The organism is Kribbella sp. NPDC023855, assembly GCF_040639475.1.
Classification (GTDB): domain Bacteria; phylum Actinomycetota; class Actinomycetes; order Propionibacteriales; family Kribbellaceae; genus Kribbella.
Genome location: NZ_JBFAAA010000008.1, coordinates 266,868 through 285,334 on the forward strand (window position 1 = coordinate 266,868; position 18,467 = coordinate 285,334).

At 66.6% G+C, this 18,467-nt stretch carries 16 protein-coding genes and 1 pseudogene; 6 read left to right on the forward strand and 11 right to left on the reverse strand.

Annotated elements, in window-relative coordinates; genetic code table 11:
* The first annotated feature begins 375 nt into the window (after positions 1-375).
* Positions 376-471, forward strand: a complete 96-nt coding sequence (locus tag AB0F51_RS26940; RefSeq protein WP_360284463.1) for a hypothetical protein — start codon at positions 376-378, stop codon at positions 469-471.
* Here AB0F51_RS26940 and AB0F51_RS26945 read toward each other — a convergent pair.
* On the reverse strand, positions 461-1,279 hold the full coding sequence (locus tag AB0F51_RS26945; protein ID WP_360284391.1) for a hypothetical protein: 819 nt from the start codon (positions 1,277-1,279) through the stop codon (positions 461-463). The two genes, AB0F51_RS26940 and AB0F51_RS26945, sit on opposite strands and share 11 nt — an antisense overlap.
* Positions 1,280-1,908: 629 nt before the next feature.
* On the opposite strand from AB0F51_RS26945, the gene AB0F51_RS26950 reads away from it, so the two are divergent.
* The gene (locus AB0F51_RS26950; protein ID WP_360284392.1) at positions 1,909-2,421 is read left to right on the forward strand and encodes a hypothetical protein; all 513 of its coding nucleotides are present in this window, start codon (positions 1,909-1,911) and stop codon (positions 2,419-2,421) included.
* Between the two features lie 230 nt (positions 2,422-2,651).
* Here AB0F51_RS26950 and AB0F51_RS26955 read toward each other — a convergent pair whose 3' ends face one another.
* Entirely contained in the window at positions 2,652-3,623 is a 972-nt protein-coding gene (locus AB0F51_RS26955; RefSeq protein ID WP_360284394.1) for a helix-turn-helix domain-containing protein, read from the reverse strand.
* A 297-nt stretch (positions 3,624-3,920) separates the two neighbouring features.
* Between AB0F51_RS26955 and AB0F51_RS26960 the strand changes: the two genes are divergently transcribed.
* Complete coding sequence (locus AB0F51_RS26960) at positions 3,921-5,804, forward strand: alpha/beta fold hydrolase (protein ID WP_360284395.1); 1,884 nt, start codon at positions 3,921-3,923, stop codon at positions 5,802-5,804.
* Positions 5,805-6,417: 613 nt separating this feature from the next.
* Here the strand turns inward: AB0F51_RS26960 and AB0F51_RS26965 are convergent.
* The 5 genes from AB0F51_RS26965 to AB0F51_RS26985 form a co-directional block, all read right to left on the reverse strand.
* Positions 6,418-6,561: an RICIN domain-containing protein gene (locus tag AB0F51_RS26965; protein ID WP_360284396.1), complete on the reverse strand. Its 144-nt coding sequence runs from the start codon at positions 6,559-6,561 to the stop codon at positions 6,418-6,420.
* Positions 6,528-6,791: a ricin-type beta-trefoil lectin domain protein gene (locus AB0F51_RS26970; protein WP_360284398.1), complete on the reverse strand. Its 264-nt coding sequence runs from the start codon at positions 6,789-6,791 to the stop codon at positions 6,528-6,530. The genes AB0F51_RS26965 and AB0F51_RS26970 overlap by 34 nt, the downstream gene beginning before the upstream one ends.
* A 511-nt stretch (positions 6,792-7,302) precedes the next feature.
* The gene (locus tag AB0F51_RS26975) at positions 7,303-8,277 is read right to left on the reverse strand and encodes a hypothetical protein (RefSeq protein ID WP_360284399.1); all 975 of its coding nucleotides are present in this window, start codon (positions 8,275-8,277) and stop codon (positions 7,303-7,305) included.
* Positions 8,278-8,624: 347 nt separating this feature from the next.
* Positions 8,625-8,996: a hypothetical protein gene (locus tag AB0F51_RS26980; RefSeq protein WP_360284400.1), complete on the reverse strand. Its 372-nt coding sequence runs from the start codon at positions 8,994-8,996 to the stop codon at positions 8,625-8,627.
* Between the two features lie 162 nt (positions 8,997-9,158).
* The gene (locus AB0F51_RS26985) at positions 9,159-9,335 is read right to left on the reverse strand and encodes a hypothetical protein (RefSeq protein WP_360284402.1); all 177 of its coding nucleotides are present in this window, start codon (positions 9,333-9,335) and stop codon (positions 9,159-9,161) included.
* Positions 9,336-9,414: 79 nt separating this feature from the next.
* Between AB0F51_RS26985 and AB0F51_RS26990 the strand changes: the two genes are divergently transcribed.
* Positions 9,415-10,935 (forward strand): hypothetical protein, encoded by a 1,521-nt coding sequence (locus AB0F51_RS26990; RefSeq protein ID WP_360284403.1) that lies wholly within the window; start codon positions 9,415-9,417, stop codon positions 10,933-10,935.
* A 32-nt stretch (positions 10,936-10,967) separates the two neighbouring features.
* Here AB0F51_RS26990 and AB0F51_RS26995 read toward each other — a convergent pair.
* Positions 10,968-11,188 (reverse strand): annotated as a pseudogene (locus AB0F51_RS26995) (FAD-dependent monooxygenase); the annotation flags it as partial.
* Positions 11,189-11,933: 745 nt separating this feature from the next.
* Here AB0F51_RS26995 and AB0F51_RS27000 point away from each other — a divergent pair.
* Positions 11,934-14,987: a S8 family serine peptidase gene (locus AB0F51_RS27000; protein WP_360284405.1), complete on the forward strand. Its 3,054-nt coding sequence runs from the start codon at positions 11,934-11,936 to the stop codon at positions 14,985-14,987.
* A 42-nt stretch (positions 14,988-15,029) separates the two neighbouring features.
* Here AB0F51_RS27000 and AB0F51_RS27005 read toward each other — a convergent pair whose 3' ends face one another.
* Positions 15,030-15,689 carry a hypothetical protein gene (locus AB0F51_RS27005; RefSeq protein WP_360284406.1) on the reverse strand — a complete coding sequence of 220 codons (660 nt, stop codon included), beginning with the start codon at positions 15,687-15,689 and terminating at the stop codon, positions 15,030-15,032.
* On the opposite strand from AB0F51_RS27005, the gene AB0F51_RS27010 reads away from it, so the two are divergent.
* Entirely contained in the window at positions 15,670-15,894 is a 225-nt protein-coding gene (locus AB0F51_RS27010; protein WP_360284407.1) for a hypothetical protein, read from the forward strand. The genes AB0F51_RS27005 and AB0F51_RS27010 overlap by 20 nt on opposite strands.
* A 49-nt stretch (positions 15,895-15,943) precedes the next feature.
* On the opposite strand, the gene AB0F51_RS27015 is transcribed toward AB0F51_RS27010, so the two are convergent.
* A complete protein-coding gene (locus AB0F51_RS27015; RefSeq protein ID WP_360284409.1) occupies positions 15,944-16,756 on the reverse strand; it encodes a pentapeptide repeat-containing protein in 813 nt (270 codons plus the stop codon).
* 13 nt (positions 16,757-16,769) lie between these two features.
* Complete coding sequence (locus AB0F51_RS27020; RefSeq protein WP_360284410.1) at positions 16,770-17,768, reverse strand: tetratricopeptide repeat protein; 999 nt, start codon at positions 17,766-17,768, stop codon at positions 16,770-16,772.
* Between the last annotated feature and the right edge of the window lie 699 nt (positions 17,769-18,467).

Consider the following 18,467-nt stretch of genomic DNA (forward strand, 5'->3'; position numbering starts at 1 on the left):
GACACCTCCCGCCCGGACGTCGCTCACCGCACGCAGCAGTTCTGAAGCTAGCCACTCCCCCGACAAATCCTGAGTCTCCGGCCTGGTGTCGCCCGCCGGCTTGGCTGCACTACGGGCTGATCACCCGCGGCTGACCTGGCACACATTCAGTGGTCATTCCGGAGCCGATGCGCGAGCGCTCTGGCGGGCTGTCGGCGGCGGTGTTCGCGGTGGCTACGTCCAGTGGCAGCGCGACGGTTCGTGCGAGCACATCAGATACTGAGCAGCGGTGACCGGCTCGTGTGATCTGGGCAGCCCGGTGGACGCCGGCACGGATGAGCGCCCAGACGTTATCGAAGTTGGTGACGTTGAAGTCGCCGCGCCGGATCCACACTCATCCACGGCTTCTACGGCGCCTCCTCCCTCGAACGCCTCCCCGTCGAACCAGCCCTCACCGACCAAACCCGAGCCTTCACCTCCATCACTTCCTGAGGTACTGCCTGAGGTACGGGTACGGCGTGAGACGTACGCCGGTGTTCGCGGCGATGACGGCCCGGTCGCCGAGCGGCTTGCCGAGGGTGACAACCGCGGTCGATGTCTTCCCGACCTCCGCACCGCCCGGGAGCAATGGACCGTGACTGCCGCCGATGACCACCAGATTGTCGTACTCGACGACATGGGCCCGGAGGTCGGTCTCATAGAGCCCGTGGCTGAACTCGAAACTGAGGGTCTTGCCATCGACCCAGTCGAGAACGCCGACGCGGAGCAGACCCTGCTCGAGCCGGGCGAGACCGGGCAGCGGGTCGGGCCACTGCAGCGACTTGAGCACGCCCGCGGGGGCTGCGACGGCGACAACAGGTCTCGACAGGCCTTGCAACGTGAAGGACCAAGCCGGCACGGTCGCCCGGCCATGGCTGGTTTCCACGTCGGTCGTCGTCAAGGAGCCGCCGGTGATCGTGAGCGTTTCGCAGCTCGGCATCCTCTCGCAGATGTCGTTCGGCCGCCCGATCGCCTCGGTCAGAGCTTGCTGAGCTTCGAGCACCTGCATCGTCTCGTTCGACCCATCCGCGAAATCGACTCGCGTCGTACCACCTTCGGCGAACTGGACCCCGTCCGCGAAGGCAACCCGCCCGGACGACCACGAGTTCTTCTGCTGCCAGGTGTCGAACCCGAGCCCCGGCGTCCGCGTCGAGTACAAGAAGACCCCGGTCACCGGCGCCGGAATCCCCGCCGCCCGCACGACCCGCGCCACCACTCCCGCGCGCTCCACAAACGCTTGGGTGGGTTGAGCTTGCGGCACCAGGTCACCGCTCGGTGTCTTCCACGCCGGCCGAGGGGCCGAGGTGCTCCTAGGCGTAGAGCCCGGCGCTGCCTCGGACCCACACCCTCCGAGAGCGAGCACCAGCACCACCCCCAACCACACCTTCCCCACCATGGGGCCGAGTATCCGCTTCCCTTCTCGACCCCTCAAGCAGCGAGGTTCCTCAGGTGAGAGGTGGTAAGGGTGCGCGCGAAGGTTGTGGCTGTTGTGTAGGTGAGTAGGGATTCTGGGGCCCAGGGACCCGGAGTCGTTCAGCGACAACCTGGCCGGGATTGCCGTCGACGTCCTCGAGCGGTGGCAGCGAGCTCGAACTCGTCGACGTCGACCAGGTTCTCGTCGGCCAGACCGCCGCCGCGGACCAGGCGACGAGGGCGACTGGCATCGCCGGGTGTTGGAGTACCGGGAGTTGCCGGCCAGCTCGGGTCGGGCTCCAGTCTCAGGTCCAGCTGCGAGCCGGTCTCGTAGCTCGTTGAGGGTGTTCGACCACGCCGGATCGGCTGTCTCGATCAACAGCGCTGACTAGCGGCGTTCGTCTCTTTGGTGTTCGACGTTGAACCTTCGCACAGAGGGCTGCGAGACTGGCAGTGCGTCACGGACAAGGAGAACGCATGGAACCGTCCTCGAATGAACGCGAATTCATGAAAATGCTGCAGGAGTCGGGGCTAGGCCCCGGAGCTCTGCGAGCTCTGTTCGAGGAACCGGCTAGGGGACCTCTCGCCGAGTCGTTCCGGGAGGTTGTGGCGCTCTACAACCTTTACAAGTCCGCGTCGGTGGAACATGCGCAAATCCGGGGGTGGCGTCTCGTGCGGAGAAAACTGCAGTGGTTCAAGGTGCAGGGGAACTACAACAGGTACGTCGAAGGCTTCAACGCCTGGGTACGTCTACACGGTGACAAGCTGGACGGGACTTATGGGGACCTCGGGCTAATACCGCCAGGAATGATGGCGGATCTCGCCCCGGTCCTGTCGAGGGCACGCGACAAGCGGGCACGCGCAGTTCGCCAGCGGCAGAGCAACGAAGGGCTGCGTGAGCACCAGGCTCGCCTTGAGGAGCTCGCAAAGCCTGGCCCGGAGGAGGCGGCCGCACTCGAAGCTGCACGGCGGTTCACCTGGGAGAAGTGAGCCCCGCATGCGGGCTCGGAGCGGGAGTTCCTCCGCTAGATGCAGCACCCGGGAGTCCGCCGCCGATGCTCTGGGTGCCGCACTTCAGGGCGACGAACGTGTCGAAGGACTGCCAGCCCGACAACCGGACCCTTTCTTCACCACCGGTGCCGCGCGGACCCGGCTTCAGTGAGCGCCTCGCCCCGTCGAGTACGTAGCCCGTCGAGTTCGACGGGTTAGGTGCGGCGAGGTCATAGCCAGCCGCGCGCTTTGGCGCGGACGCCGGCTTCGAAGCGGGTGCCGGCGTTGAGCTGTTCCATCAGTCGGCCGACGCGTTTCTGTACGGTGCGGAGGCTGACACCTCGCCGGTGGGCGATCGCCTGGTCTGTCAGTCCGGTCGCGAGCATCGCGAGCAGTTGGCTGTCCTCGGGTGTGGGCAGGTCCGCACCCGGTTTCGGGTCGGTCGGGCGCAGGGGCACAGCGTACGACCAGAGACTCTCGAACATCCGCACGAGTCCGTCGAAGAAGATCGACGGACCGACGACCAGAGCGCTGACGGTGCCGGTGTCCTGGCTGGTGAGCGCGATCAGGGCGAACTGGTCGTCGCTGATCATCATCTTCATCGGTGCGTTGTGAATGAGCCTGCCCTGCTCGCCGGCCGCGGCCATCGCCGCGATCTCATCGAGCTTGCCGGGTACGTCGAGAGCGCTGCGGTCGTACAGCCATCGCGTAGTGATGCCCGCTGCGAGGCTGGTGAGTTCAGAAGCAGGCTTGGTCAGGTATGGCGGGATGTCGATGCCGCGGACCTCGCGCTGCGCTGCGTCCTGGATCTGGTAGACGCGCTGCCGTACGGCATCCTCACCGACGACGACCTCGACCAGGTCGACCGGGTGGCGCGCGCCGCGCAGGCGGTACCGTTCGGCCAGCTGGTCGGCTACGGCACGTGCCCGGCCGACGTTCTCTTCTGCGGCTCGGGCCTGTTCGTGCTGGGCTGCGAGCAGGGCCGCGAACCCAATGCCGGGGTCCACGGCGCAATACCGGTACGGCGTTCCGGGCAGCCGCGAGATTAGGCCGGCCGCCTCGAGTGTGGCCGTGGCTTTCTGCACGCCCGTGCTGGTTATGTCGAGCAACCCGGCGATCTCGTCGACCGTGAGGCTGCTGGTGTCGAGCAACGCCAGGTACAGCGTCTCCTCGGCCGAGCTGAGGTCGAATGGTTCGAGCATCGTCGGACAACTCCTCACTGACGGAGACCCCGTAGTGGTGCAATGCCGTTCGTATCAACGCAGCTTCGTATATACGAACAGCTCGGGGGCTTCCCGCACCTGTCCGCAGGATGCCACGATCCGTTGCACCGGACAACGGGTGGGACGGCGGCTCACGAGGCGGCTACCCCGACCTCGGCCCGTTGTCCGGCACAGCTCCCTTGTGGTGCGCCTCTTGCCGAACTCTCGGCGCAGTGGGCTCGCGCCCCACCCTTCGGCACACGATCCTAGAGTGCCCTTTCTCAAAGGAATCCGCTCATGAAACCGATCCCCCGGACCCGCAGAGCAAGCCGCCGGCGTCGACACGGCAAAACCAGCCGCTGGCGCATGATCGCGCTGTCCACATCGTCGGTCGTGGTCGCTGGCCTGCTCACCGGCCTGAGTCCGACTCAGGCGGTGGCCGCCAACACCGGTTCTACCTACTCGGAGCCGTCTGACGTCACTGGATCGACGTACTCGGGTCAGCAACTGCAATGGGGCGCGTGTGACTGGTTCCCAGCCCATCTCACGCCGGTGCCCGAGTGCGCGACTATTACTGTGCCGCGTGATTGGCGGGACCCCGGCGAGGGCGAAGACCTGTCCATCGCGATCAGCCGCATCAAGGCCACCGATGCAGCGCACCGCAAGGGCATCTTGTTCACCAACCCCGGCGGCCCCAGCGGCTCCGGCATTTCGTTGTCGTACGTCCTGGGGAATGCACAACCCAAAGTCGCCGCCCAGTACGACATCATCGGCATGGACCCGCGCGGTGTCGGCCGCAGCACGCGACTGATCTGCGACGTGGATACCGCCGCGGCCGACGCCGCGGCAAAGTACGGCTCCCGCGACCTGTCGGCGGCCGCGTTCGCAGCGCGGCACGGCCTGCTCAAGGGCATCGCCGACGGATGCGCAACCAACCCGCTCACCCCGTACATCAACACCTGGCAGACCACCCACGACATGGACCTGATCCGGGCCGTACTCGACGAGCAGAAACTGAACTACGTCGGCTACTCCTACGGCACCTGGCTCGGCGCGAAGTACGCCGCACTCTTCCCCACCCACGCCGGCAAGCTCGTTCTGGACTCCAACACCAACTGGATGGGCGACATGGCCGATGCCTGGGAGCTGATGCCAATGGCGTTCCAGCGGCACTGGGACAAACAGTTCGTGCCCTGGACCAACCGCATCACCGCCTTCAACAAGGATCTCGGCACCACCCCCGCCCAGGTGAACGCGGCCTACGAGCAGGCACGTGCGGTCTACGGCAAGTACGCGGACTCACCCCAAGGCCCCGACTTCATCGACGCCATTCTCCGGCAGGTTCTCTACGACGATCAGGCGTTCGCAATTGGCGCCTACATCCTCGGCCAGATCAAGGTGTGCCTGGTCGAGAACCAGGACTGGAGCCAAGAGGCCGTCACCGCGTGTGTTGAGGCCTACACAAGGCGGGTAGCCAAGGACATCTCGGACCAGCTGAACGACGAATCTGCCGCCGAGTTGACCGCGGCGATCCGCACCACCAACGCACTCCTGACCGATCCGCAGAGTTTCGATGCCGCGAGCCACGAGGGACTGTTGCCGGTCCTCGCCGCGGCGCGGCAAGCCACCGGTGAAACTATGCGGATCGGCGGCGTCTACTACGCGGTGCGGTGCGGCGACGGCGGCAATTGGCACAACACCGCGTGGTGGGATCAGATGGCCCGGCACGACGGACCCAAATACCCGATCGCAGCGTATGCCCTCTCATCTGAAGTCTGCCCGTACTGGACCCTGCCCACACAGGAGCTCCCCGACCCGGACCCGCGCCGCCTCGGCCCGCTGGTCGCGGTGCAGGCGGAATTCGACTCGGCCACCGCCTTCGAGAACCTCACCGCGGGCCTGCGGCATTACCCCGCACGCATGCTCGCCGTCGATGACGCCGGCACCCACGGCCAGTACGGGATCCGCGGCTACGGCTGCGTCAACGACATCGTCAACGCCTACCTCCTCGACGACGTCACTCCAGCGGCCCGCACAGTCTGCGCCAGTCCCCCACTGATGTTCGAGGACCGCGTCTACCCCCAGACCGGACCCGTCGATGACCTCGGTCGCCCTCGCCCATCCAGGGTCGACCACGTACCCGACCACGTCCGCGAGGCAGTGCGACACCTGATCTGGTGACACAGCGGCACGCTGCGGTCCCTGCAGCGACGCAAGGATCGCAAAGGTGGCGGTCGGGAGCAGGCGGCCCCCGGCCGCCACCTGCTCTCTTCACCCTCCACCAAGCCGACCTCTAACCGGTCGACGCCGAACGAAGGAGCGCCGGCCGGGGACCCGGCCATCCTTCCGCCGGAGCCCTCCTGCTGCCCCAGGAGGACTCCGGCTCCGGCGCCAGCCCAGCAGCCCCTGCATCAATCCGTAGGCAAGCAGTACGGAGAACCGAGCGTGAAGGCCCAACCGCAACCACAGCAACACGGCTCCTCCAGCCGCTGGCGCGTAAGGGTTGGTTCGACGACCACCCCATCGCCGACTACACCGCCGAACAGGAACTCGCGGCCCGCTACGCCGCAGCCATGAAAAGTCGCTTCGGCGACCTACCAATCACCACCGAACCGGTCCCAGCCAATCCACAGGGCGCAACCGCGATCCACACCTAACCGCTGCTGCGCGGACCAGGGTGTTGATAATCGATTGTTATCTGGAGCCGTTGGACGGCTGTCGAACAGGCAACCCTCCCCGTCATCCGCCTGCTCCGCGGCGGCGGCGCCGTACCACCACCGCCGCGCAGCGCCGGTCAGACGGTCCACTTCTGGTTGGCGGCGCCGGTGCAGGTCCAGGTCTGCAGGGGTGTTGCGTTGGCGGAGTTGTTGCCGGTGACGTCGAGGCACTTGTTCGCCCTTCGGTTCACCACGTCGTTGCGGGGGGGGTGAAGATCCATAGCTGGGCGCCGGTTCCATTGCAGGTCCAGAGCTGGACTTTCGCGCCGTCTGCCAGGGATCCTGCGTTGACGTCGAGACACTTGCCCAGGGCACGGATCGTGCCGTCGCCGGGGCGGGTCCACTGCTGGGCACCGGTTCCGTTGCAGTCGTACAGCTGGACCGGCGTACCGTCCGCGGTGTTGGCTGCGGAGGAACCAGCGCGAGAATCCACCGGCGCACAGCCGGACATCCCGATAGGGGAAAACGGTCGCGTCCTGTGGCTGCGGATTCGTGTTCCACGGATAGTTGAAGGTCGCCACCTCAATTGAGGTTGTGTTGGCGGAGGTAATAAATTGAGCGGGAACCTGCTTCCTGATCGGGCACGGCCAGACGCGGGCCTCGTCGGACGTTGGCACTGTGAACGCTGTCAGCCCCACCAGGTCAGCATCATCTTGTGTGCTCGGTGCAGCTCAAACGTGATGCTCGGCGACGCACTGCTATTGGCGAGCAAGTGCCCAGCGCGGCGACGTTGTGGCTCGCGGCCCGAGGGTGGGCCCAGCACGGCACGTACTGGCTTTGTGGTGGGCCTCACGAGTAGGAACCTGCGTACGCCGATTCCTCGGTAATCGCGACTTGTTGCCGGCGGCATCTCGACCGCTGCGGCCGCCGAGCAACAGCAGGCCAGACTGACTGCCGCTGAACTACTGACAGGAAGGCCGGCCCGATGCTCACCACCCAGGCCGGCCTGGAGACTTTGCTGGTCAGCCGCCGTTCAACGGGTCGTACGCCGGGGCGAAGCGGAAGTGGTCGAAGTCGCCCCAGCGGAGGGTGGAGCGGCCGAGGCCCTTGATCACGGTCTTGGTACCGTTCGCGTGGCCGACGGTGTACAGCCAATAGCCGCCGTTGTCGCGGTCGATCGCGAGGACGACCGAGCCCGTGCCGCACGGGGCCGCGATCATCTTTTCGAAGCTTTGCCAGCTCGACGTGCGGACCGGGGTCGCGACCGGCTTGAGCGGGCTGCTGGTCGGGATCTTCAGCGTGTACAGCCCGCCGGCCCGGTTGTTCACCAGGAACATGTCGTACGTCGCCGTCGTGGCGATCAGCGCGAACGCCTTCATCGTGCTGAGTCCGCCGACATAGCCGGTGTTGCGGAAACCCGTACCGAGATCGGTCCAGCGCCCGAACCGGCCCGATGCGTCCTGCGCGTACAGCGTCGTACGCGACGGCTTGCTCGCGGCAGTCGCCTTGTAGCGCGCCTGGACGAGGAAGCGCAGGTTGGACCAGCCCCCGCCGTACCTCTTCAGCACGTTCGAACCCCGCACCAGCGAGCCGTCGGAGCGGACGATGGCCGAGCTGTCGTACAGGTACCCGCCCATGACGATCTTGCCGACCCGGGCCATCCGCGCACCCGTCATCGGAGTCTCACTGAAGGTCGTGGGTGTGACACCGATCCCGAACGGCGACTGGTAGATGTTCGAGGTGCTCAGCGCCGGCCCGACCGTTGGTGGTGCGGTGGCAGTGACGATCTGCTTGTTCTGGCCCCACTGAGCGTTGAACGAGCCGACTGCCAGGGCACAGGCCGCGGAGGCTCCTGATGCTCCGGAGGCGGTGGTGGGCACCGCGGCCGTAGCCGGCGCCGCCTGGCTCGTCTGGACCGCCTGGGCCGGTTGGATCGCCGTGCCGAGGGTCAGGGCCAGACCGGCGGCGCCGGTGAGGCCGATGGCCTTGCGGAACATCTCGTGGTCCTTTCGATCAATTGCAGTTGGCGATTCGTAGACGGGAATCGGAACCCAGCGGAAGTACACCGGGTCGTCGAACTCCCGGTGACCTTGCGGCCACCGGCATGAGCCGCCAATCCGTCCACCACGGATTGGGGGACGGCAGAGCGCGAAGAGCTTCTTGTTGTACCAGAGCGCTGAGCTGTCTGAGCGTTGACATCACAGCAGGCCATCGACGTCGCCGATAGGCCGATGGCGCACGCGGGAGTGTCGGCGAGGTCAGTTAGACCGCCGCCTCTGGGACCCGGCGACGGAACCCGATCCGAAGTAGGCGCCTGGCGCGGCTGCAGGTGCCGTCGCGCGGTTCAGCGGAAGGAGGCTTGCCGTTCGATCGCTTCCAGCAGGGTTCTGATGTCGTTGGCGCCCTGACCCCAATCGAACAGAGTCAAGGCGAACTTCGGCTCGGCCCAGGCCGAGATCATGGTTTCCGCCGATGCCAACGGGTCGAACTTCAGGGTGATCCGCAGGCCCCAAGTCCTGTGATTCATTGTGCGATCGAACTCAGCGCCGGTCGGCGACAATCTGACAATCCGCAGCCCCTGAACCGTGCGCGAGACTTCATCGACCACACGGACCACCCTGTCGACCGGCAGCGGCACAGGCACCGCGCCGGAGCTTCGGGCTCTCCTCGTGAAGACGTCGAAGCTATCGCCGGCTTGCAGTCTGCCCATTCTCATGACTGGAACGTACCCGCAGGCCGGCCAACTCGAGGAACGCGGCGCAGGGTCGAGCTCCAGTCTCGGAGGCGGCGGATGGCGGGTGAGCCCGCGCTTCTACACCCGCAGTTGCGCCAATCGCACACGAGCCCGAACTGAGGCGAAGCTTCGCGCGCTGCCTGCCTACCGGACCGCGCTGCTTTGATGGCCGGGGATCACCCACTCCACATCCTCGGTCAGCACAGACCTGATGCCGTCCATGTCCTGGGCGGCATAGGCGGCGAAGAGCCAGGCTGCCAAAGCGCGCGCCTGGGTTGCCAGGACAACAACATGCACGGCAGCGTGCAGGAAGTTGCACACTTTCTCCCCGGCACACATCGATCGGCGGTTCGTTCGCTAACGTTCCGCTGTTATCGGTGCGGACTCGGGAGAAGTGAAGATGTTGCGTCAGGTATTCGCTGCTACGGCCGCCCTCGTACTGCTGGCGGGCTGCAACGGCGGAGACGACAAGCCCTCCGTGGACAACACCGCGCAGGCCGGCGCGAGCCAGTCCGCCGGTACGCCGAGCGGCCCGGCGCCGACGCCGTACGACCCTCCGAAGGCCTTCCAGGCCGTCGCTGCGACGTCACTGCCGAAGGAGAAGGACGACAGCACCTTCGACCCAGTGGTCGGCATGGTAGGCACCACGGCAGTGGCGAACACGCTGAGCGGCGCTACGGGCCAGGGCGTGACCGGAACCGCTAGCCCCTGGTGGACCCCGTCGAGCGAAGGCACTGGCGACAGCGTCCAGACCAATGACGCGAGCCCCCCGGTCGCCGTCGAGGTGGACGGCAAGCCGGCCGTCGCCATCGCCTACTACCAACGGGTCAAGGGCGGCGGAACCGCGAAGCCGATCGTCCGGGTGCTGTTCCGGTGGCTCGACCCGGCCGACGGCAAGCCGATGTCAGAGGCAACCGTCGACGCCACTCCGTTGCTGGGTGACAACGAGCTCACCACCGGTCTGCCGGGCGGTTTCACCGACCTGGCCGTCGATGCGGCCACGGGCCAGGTCGCGATCGGGGTCGCACCGACCAGCTTGATCGGCGCGAAGTCCGGCGTGATCACCGTGATCGCCGACCCAGCCACCCGCATGGGCGTCGCCGTGCCGTTCATGGTGCCCGCCGGGATCAGCAGGGGAGTTCTGGTCGGTGCTCAGGGCAAGAGCAACACGGAGCGCTCGGTGGCGCTGGTGGACGCCGCCACCGGCAGGGTGACCAAGTCTGGCCTGCTGCCCGGGCTGGAAGGGTTGAGCCCGACTGGTGGTAGCGGGAAGTACGTCTATCTGTACGGGCAGAAGTACGACAAGAACCTCGGGCTGGCCGGCGACCAGGTCGGGTACTTGATCGCGGTGGATCCAGTCACCGGCGCGGTCGTGCAGACCAAGTCCGCGGTAAAGGAGACCGAGTTTCTGCTGCGCTACTCCTGCCGAGCCGACGGCCAGAAGACAGTCGTCTGCACGGCGGATCCCGCTGAGGCCGACGAGCAGGAGATCGTCGCCTTCGACGACACCAGTGGCAAGAAGATCTGGGGCTATACGGAGAAGAGCGCCGGCCGGGTGGTGCCGGAGGTGACCGCAGTCTTCCACGGCATGGTCTACGGCACTGTCGAGCAGAAGCCGGTCCTGCTGAATGCCCTGACCGGCCAGGATGTTCCGGTCCCGACGCCGACCCCCAGCGCGCCGCCGACCGACGCGGCCTCACCCGCGCCAACCGACGGGAGCACCCCCACCGACGGCAGCACCCCGCACGCCACGCCGTCCGACGGTATTACCCCGATCACCGGGCCGACCCCCGCGCAACCCGACCACGAACTGCTCTCCCCGGAGAGTGTCTCGGAGTACGGCGGTGTCTACCTGCGCGCGGATGAGGTCGCGTCCGACCCGATCGCCGGAACCCTCCAGGTCCTGAAGGCCGTCGGCTGAAGCCCGACGGTGCGAACCCGTAGCCAGACGACCAGTTTCCAGCCGAGGTTGAACGCGTCGTGGATGCCGAGGTTGAGCCCTTGCCCGCCGGCCGGCGGATGGATGTGGGCCGCGGCGCCGGCCAGCAGCACCCGGCCGGTACGGTAACGCTCCGCCAGCCGGGTCGCGTCACCGAAGCGGGACAGCTAGCGGCCGAATGCACGCCGAAGTCGGTCCCGCCGACCCGCCGCAACTGCTGCTTCATCTCGTCGACCAGCTCGCCATCGATAACAGCGTCGTCGGGTACCTGCGGTACGGCGGCCGCGGCGACGTCGTGGAACCGGTCGGTGAGGTCCTCGCGCTGCCGCGACCAGATCCGCCCCTCCTGGCCGCGCCGGACGATGACCGCACGGGCGGCACCGCTGACGGGCCCGGGATGGACTTGCTGAGCCGAGCATGGCGCCGTACGGCGGTCGGTTGGCCGGCGCGAGCGAGATGCCTTCGGCCTTGGCCTTCGACCTGACTGCCTCCTCGCTGCGGCCGAAACCTATCGGTATCAGACGGACAAGAACATCTTGCCGCGGATCGGCGAGCTGCTCTTGAGGAAGCTACGACTCCTCGGGTGAATCGAGTGATCTTGGCGATCAAGGATGAGGTCGGAGCAGCGTCGGCCAAGACCTGCAAGAGCATCCGGGCGGGTTTAATCGCTCTTGCGGTCAGGTACGGGGCCCTTGATGTTGAATCCAGTTCGGGAGATCACATCCCTGGCGAACTCGAGACGCAGGCCAACTCGGGCGTTGGAGGCGGCTCAGATCCCTCCAAAGGCCACACCCCAAAGCACCCGGAGCATCCAGAGCCCCGGGATCCGCCTTCTGTGTGACTCGCGGAACTGTGGAGCAGGCGGGCTGGTGATTAGCGTTGGTCTGGCTCATACCTGACAAGATTATCGGCGCTAAACCCACGGGTGTTGCATGTAAGGCAAGAACTCCCGATCCTCAGCGATCTGCGGACCGTGACGCATGCCGCGGCGGCCGGGGGCGCCTACTCCAGCCGCCCGGCGTCACGCAGGGGGCTCTGCAACAAGCTGCAATGTTGTTGCCGAGGAAGGCTTCGAACGATATAGGCTGCTCGATCTCACCGGTGTGTGGCTCGGGGCGCACCGCATCCCGTTCCAGTTTCCGGAGGATCCTGTGTCGTTCCGCCCTGCCCATCTGCTGCGCCTTGGGCTGCCCGCCGCCATGGTGGCGGCGACGCTGGTGGTGGTGACTGGTTCGTCCGGCACCGCTGATATTTCTGCGGAGCCGCGCCCGTTCAAGGCCAAGTCTGGTTTCAGCACCGCCGCCGGTCCCGCGTATGACGAAAAGGCGGTGCTCGTAAAGTTCAAGCCGAGGGCCACTGCCTCGGCCCGCAAGGCCGCCCTGGCCAAGGTCAACGCGAAGGCTGGCACGTCGGTCGCCGATGACATCGTCACCGTGACCGGCGACGGCAAGGCGACCGATCTGCTGAAGAAGGTCAAGGCCGACCCCGCAGTCGCGCTCGCCTCGCTCGACTACATCCGGCGGAAGTCCACGACGCCGAACGATCTGTACTACGCCAACTACCAGAAGTATCTGCCGACGGTCCGGGTCAACCAGGCCTGGGATCTGAGCAAGTCGGCCGGCAACCAGACGATCGCCGTCCTGGACACCGGGGTCGACCCCGGCCACCCCGACCTGGCAGGTCATCTGTTGCCGGGCTACAACCTGTTCAACACGGCGCTTCCACCGACCGATGGCGACGGCCACGGCACGGCGGTCACTGGCATCATCGCGGCCGGTACCGGCAACGGAATCGGGATCGCCGGCGTGGCCTGGAACGCCAAGGTCCGGCCGGTGAAAGTCCTCGACGACAACGGCAACGGCTCTGACGGCAAGCTGATCATGGGCATCAACTGGGCCGTCAAGAACGGCGCCCGGGTGATCAACATGTCGCTCGGCTCCAGTCAGAGCAACGCCATCCTGCATGACGTCATCAAGAACGCGGTGGCCGCGGGCGTGGTTATCGTCGCGGCTGCGGGCAACGACGGAACGTCGGAGTTCGACCAGTATCCGGCCGCCTATCCCGAAGTACTGTCGGTCGGAGCCACGAACCGTAACGGCGTACTGACCAGCTTCAGCAGCACCGGTGCGACTCTCGACCTCGTGGCGCCCGGCTTCGACATGATCAGTACAGCGCCTCGATCGCAGACTCCGGCTGGCAGTGCCCCGTACTTCACCGGCCTCTCGGGCACTTCGTTCGCGTCCCCGATCGTGGCGGGTACCGCGGCTCTGATGCGGAACAAATGGCCGTCGCTCACGCCGGCCCAGGTGATGGCACGCCTGAAGGCCACCGCCCGCGACGCCGGCCCACGCGGCACCGATCCGTACTACGCCGCCGGTGTCCTCGACGCGTACCACGCAGTCGGCGGCCCGTGGGCTCCGGATTTCCCTCCCGGCGTCCCTGACACCGACGACCAGCCGGCGCGAGCCACCTCCGTCGGCGTCGAAGTGGGTGGGAGCGCGGCCGGAAGCATCGGCACCGAGGGCGACGTGGACTGGTACAAGATCACCTCCAACTACACGGGGCGAATCTGCATCCAGGTCGTCGGACCGGTGTACGACTCAGCAAAGTACGCGCAGAATTTCGGACCGGCGCTATCGGTGTACGACAAGTCCCTCAAGCCTCTCCATTTCGAGCAGCGGCCGTTCCCGGCCGACAGCTCTGGCCAGGAAGTACCTGGGCCAGGGATCGTCGAGGCCGCCGCCGACCTGCAAGGCGGCGGGATCTACTTCTCGATTCGCAATTACAACGGATCGCGCGACAGCCGCAGCTATCAGGTCAACACCTCTATCTGCTCAGCGAACGAGGGCGGGTTCGCGTTGGACGCGTATCCGGTCTTCGACTCGCTGCCGGCGGATCAGTCGGCCGGAGTAGCGGCGGACATCAAGCCGTCGCTGACGTTCGCACGGCCGGTCCGGCCGGAAAGCGTCACGTCGGCCTCGATTCGGATGACGAATGTCAAGACCGGTGCCCCGGTTGGAACCACGATTGCGTTTGACGCGGCGGCGAACAAGGCAATCATCACTCCCAACGTGCCGCTGCTCGACAACACGCCGTACAAGATCGTCGCCGACGCTGTGCAGGACGCCAACTACTGGTACCTGGCTGGGTTCACCAGTCGCTTCACGACCGATGATCTGGCACCTGCGAAGCCGGAGTTCGATGCGAGCGGGGCGTATCTGGCGGCGAATCTGACCTGGAAGATGCCGGCGATGTCGGATCTCGATCAGGTGATCGTGCGGCGGAATGCCGGCAGCACTGTGCCGACGTTGACGACCGGGGCGCTGGTGTACGGCGGTACCGGCTCCGCGGTGAAGAACACCGGGCTGGCGCAGAGGGTGACCTACACGTACGCCGCCTGGGTGAAGGATCGGAGTGGAAAGGTCAGCCCGGTCGCCATGACGCGGTTGCTGGGGATGAAGACTGCGATCAGTACGACTTCGACGCTCGTCAACCACGGCGGCACCATCACGCTGAGAGGGAGCACGCTGCGGATCGACAACCAGGCGTACGTCGGGTTGCCGACCAACCTGTACGTACGGCCGAAGAACTCGTCGACGTTCAAGCTGCTGGCGGCGTTGAAGACCTCATCGACGGGAGCGGTGTCGTTCACGGACAAACCGGCCGTGTCGTCGGTGTACATGATGACGTTCCCGGGCAACGGCGAACTGATGGGGACCCGAACACCGGACCTTACGGTCCAGGTGGCGCCGACGATCTCAGCGGTGCTGACGCCGGCCGCGATCCGGCTCGGCCAGACCGCATCGTTCAGCGGCTACGTGGCTCCGGCGCACGCCGGGCAGGCGGTCTACCTGCAGCAGTACGGGAACAAGGTGTGGAAGTCGATCGCCTCGGTGAAGCTCAGTACGTCGGGCAAGTATGCGTTCGGCATCAAGCCCGCCGTGCGCGGTCAGATCGCCTACCGGGTCTGGTTTCCTGGCGACGCGGACCACGCCCAGGCGCTCACTGTGAACAAGATCCTCACCGTCAGCTGATCGAACCGCCTGACAGCCACCCGGCCACTCCCGGCCGGGTGGCTACTTCGCTGGTGTGAGGTCGGGGCGCATCTTGATCAGGAGTGCGGCGAGGTCTGCTTCGGTGATGTCGAGTGCCATCACCATTCCGTAGGTGGTCCGGTCTGTCCAGGCGCAGCGGAGTTCGGTCGTGGTGGCGCAGCGCACCTCGCCGCCCAGGTCGCCGGCCGGGTACTCCGTGAGCTTGGCCTGGACCCCGCTGGCCTTCGCGATACCGGCAAAGAAGTCGTTGATGGGCTGTTCCGGATCGGCAGCCGGCTGTTCGGCGCCCATGAAGATGATGTAGGCGTCGCCGCCCGCGGGGTGCTCGTAGCCGCCGAAGTGGAGTTCGATGCCTTCCTTGGCGGCGGCGCTTCGCCGCTGCTCAAGCGCGGCGGTGACCTCTGGCACGAGTTGGACGCGGGGCGCCCCTCCGGCCGTCTCGGCGATCACGATTCGCCGTGCGGGCTCTGCGTCGGCCGTTTGCTGCTCGCCGGCCGACTGTACTGAGTTCGCCACGCCGCTGAGGACCATCACGCCGCCGACGGCGAGGCACACGATCGCAACGTCCTTGGACCGGTTCCTCTGCTTGTGCACGCTGGCCGCCGGGAATGCGTCGCTTTGCGGGTAGGACGGCATGGCGTCGGTTTGTGAGTACGGCGGCATGGCCTTTGAGTCGCTCATCGCCACCAAGTGCGGAACCAGCGGGACGCTGCTGCTCGGCATCGACAAGGACCTGCAGAAGGGCTACCTGTACGCCGTCGGCCACGCCACCGGCACCTCCACCGTGATCCAGAGCATCGGCCTGGTCCCGGCCATCAGGTTTTCCTCCCCGATGTACTTCCGCTGGGGGGTGCCGGCGATGGACGACCCGATGAACGGCGAATGATCACCACCGTCGCCGTACTGCCGGACGGCTACACCGTACGTCCACGTTGCTAGGGCCAGTGAGGTGGGCAGGTCAGGCGGGGCGGGAGCGTCGTGCGGGAGTTGCCGTGGGATGCGTTGAGTTGGGGCTGGGTCAGGAAGATGGCTTGGCCGAGGTGGGCGCCTCGGAGGTCGGTGTCTCGGAGGTCGGCGCCGATCAGGTCGGCGGCCGTGAGGTCGGCGTCGCGGAGGTCGGCGGAGGTCAGGCAGGCGCTGCGTAGATCCACGCCGCGCAGGTCGGCGCCTCGCAAAGACGCGCCGACCAGATTCGCGCCGCGGCGGCTTGCCGGTGTGGGCGTGATGCCCGCGCGGATGGTCGCGCTGGTGCGCAGCAGCAGCGTGTTGACGCGTGAGCGGTGGACGATGACGTCCAGGTCTGCCAGCGACTCCGGGCTGCCGAGGGTGTGGCGTTCGGTGTCATCGAGCGCGCGCTGGAGGTCGTCGCGGAGGGCAGGGGCGAGCGCCAGTGCCTCGGTCAGGTACCAGAGCAGCTCGTGCAGCAGCCGGACCACCGAGAACACCTCGAACATCAGCGCGCCCGAGTCCACCGCCTGCCGCCAGTCACGGCCACCGAAAGTCACCTGCGTGACCTTCTGGCCAGCCCCGAAACAGTCGTACACACTGCAGCCGGGAAAGCCGCCGTCCTCCAACCGTGCATGGATGCCGCAGCGGAAGTCGTGTTTCAGGTTCGGGCACGGTTGACCGGCCGGCTTGTCGATGGCGAAATCGTCCGACACGGTCAGCGCCAGCGCCACGCAGCACAGCCCGGCACACTGCGCGCAGTCGGCTCGCAGGTCGGGGCGTCCTTCGGGTTGCTGAGACATGGTCCTCTTGACGCTAGGGCATGCGATGCTCGCAGCTCGGCAACTGCAACATCACCTGGCGCGCGAACGCGGCGGCCGTCGGATGGCCGGAGTCGATGGCGAGTTGATAGGCCCGCTCCGCGCCGGCGAGATCACCCAGGTCTTCACGCAGTACTCCGAGATTGAACGCCGCCTTCGGCGCCATGTCGGCGTGCCCCGAGTCAATCACCAACTGGAAGGCCAGCTCGGCCCCGGCGAAGTCCGCCCGCCCGTGGCACAGCACGCCGAGATTGACCCCAGCCTGCGGAGCCTGGTCGGCATGGCCGGAGTCGATCACCAACTGGTAGGCACGCTCCGCCCCAGCGAAGTCCGCCCGGCCCTCGCGGAGCACACCCAGGTTGACCGCGGCCTTCGGTGCCTGGTCGGCATGCCCGGAGTCGATCGCCAATTGAAGCGCCTGCTCTGCCCCGGCGAAATCCCCCTTGCTCTCGCGGAGCACCCCGAGGTTGACCGCCGCCATCGGGGCCATGTCGGCGTGCCGAGAGTCGATCGCCAGTTGGTAGGCGCGCTCCGCTCCAGCGAAGTCACCCCTGCCCTCGCGGAGTACGCCGAGATTGACCGCCGCTTTCGGTGCCTGGTCGGCATGCCCGGAGTCGATCGCCACCCCATAGGCCCGCTCCGCCGCTTCCTGACTGTCACAGAGCACTCCGAGGTTGACCGCCGCCATGGGGGCCAGGTCCGCGTGCCCCGAGTCGATCGCCAACTGCAGCGCCCGTTCAGCCCCGGCGAAGTCGCCCCGGCCCTGGCGGAGTACGCCGAGATTGACCGCCGCCTTCGGCGCCTGCTCGGCGTGGCCGAAGTCGACGGCGCATTGATAGGCCGCCTCCGCGCCGGCGAAGTCGCCCCGGTCCTCCCGCAGTACGCCGAGGTTGAACGCTGCCTGCGGTGCACGGTCAACATCCCCGGAGTCGATCAGCAACTGCAGTGCGTGCTCCACGCTCTCGACCGGTCCCTGCCCACCTGACCTCGCCACGTCAGCCCTCTCCCCCGGCGCGACTGCGCACCGTCTATCCACGGTACGCCGATGAGCTCACCGCCATTTGCAGGAATGTGCTGGTTGGCCGCCGCCACAGCAGCGCATGCCTACACTCTGTAGGCATGACCTGGAGTTTGACCCGAGACCAGGGAACACGGCAACCATGACGGTGGTGCTGCGGGCCAGCAAATCGCGGCGCTCTGCGGATCGCCGGCGCGGCGCGTGTCCGTTCTCGGTGAACTTGGCACTTGCGGTTGCCCTGCGGGTTGACAGCTTCAGTGAGGACTCGCCGTTCATCGGCCATGCAGCTGACAAGCCCCGGCTGCATCCTGCACGTCGTGCATCGGCACCCCACCGACTTTCAGTTGCAGACTGCCGGTGGCCTCGGCGGACCAATAGAACTTCACGAAATGCGAGCTGTACGCGATAGGAACCGAGTTGAACATCGCTTGACGACGCGGATCTCTCGACCGGACGCAACCTACGAAGACCGAGCCACGGACCAAGCGATAGCTACCGTCGATCGCTGGCTCAGCAGCGCTGGCTACCGTGACCACACCCCAAAGCTCCTCGAGCTCCTCGAGCTCCTGAGTAGCCGATACCCTTAACTCGGTTTCTGAGTCGCCCCAAAGGGACCTGTTCAGATTCGCCCTGCCTCGGGCGCTGTTGGACGACTGATCCTCAATGCTCTATTGG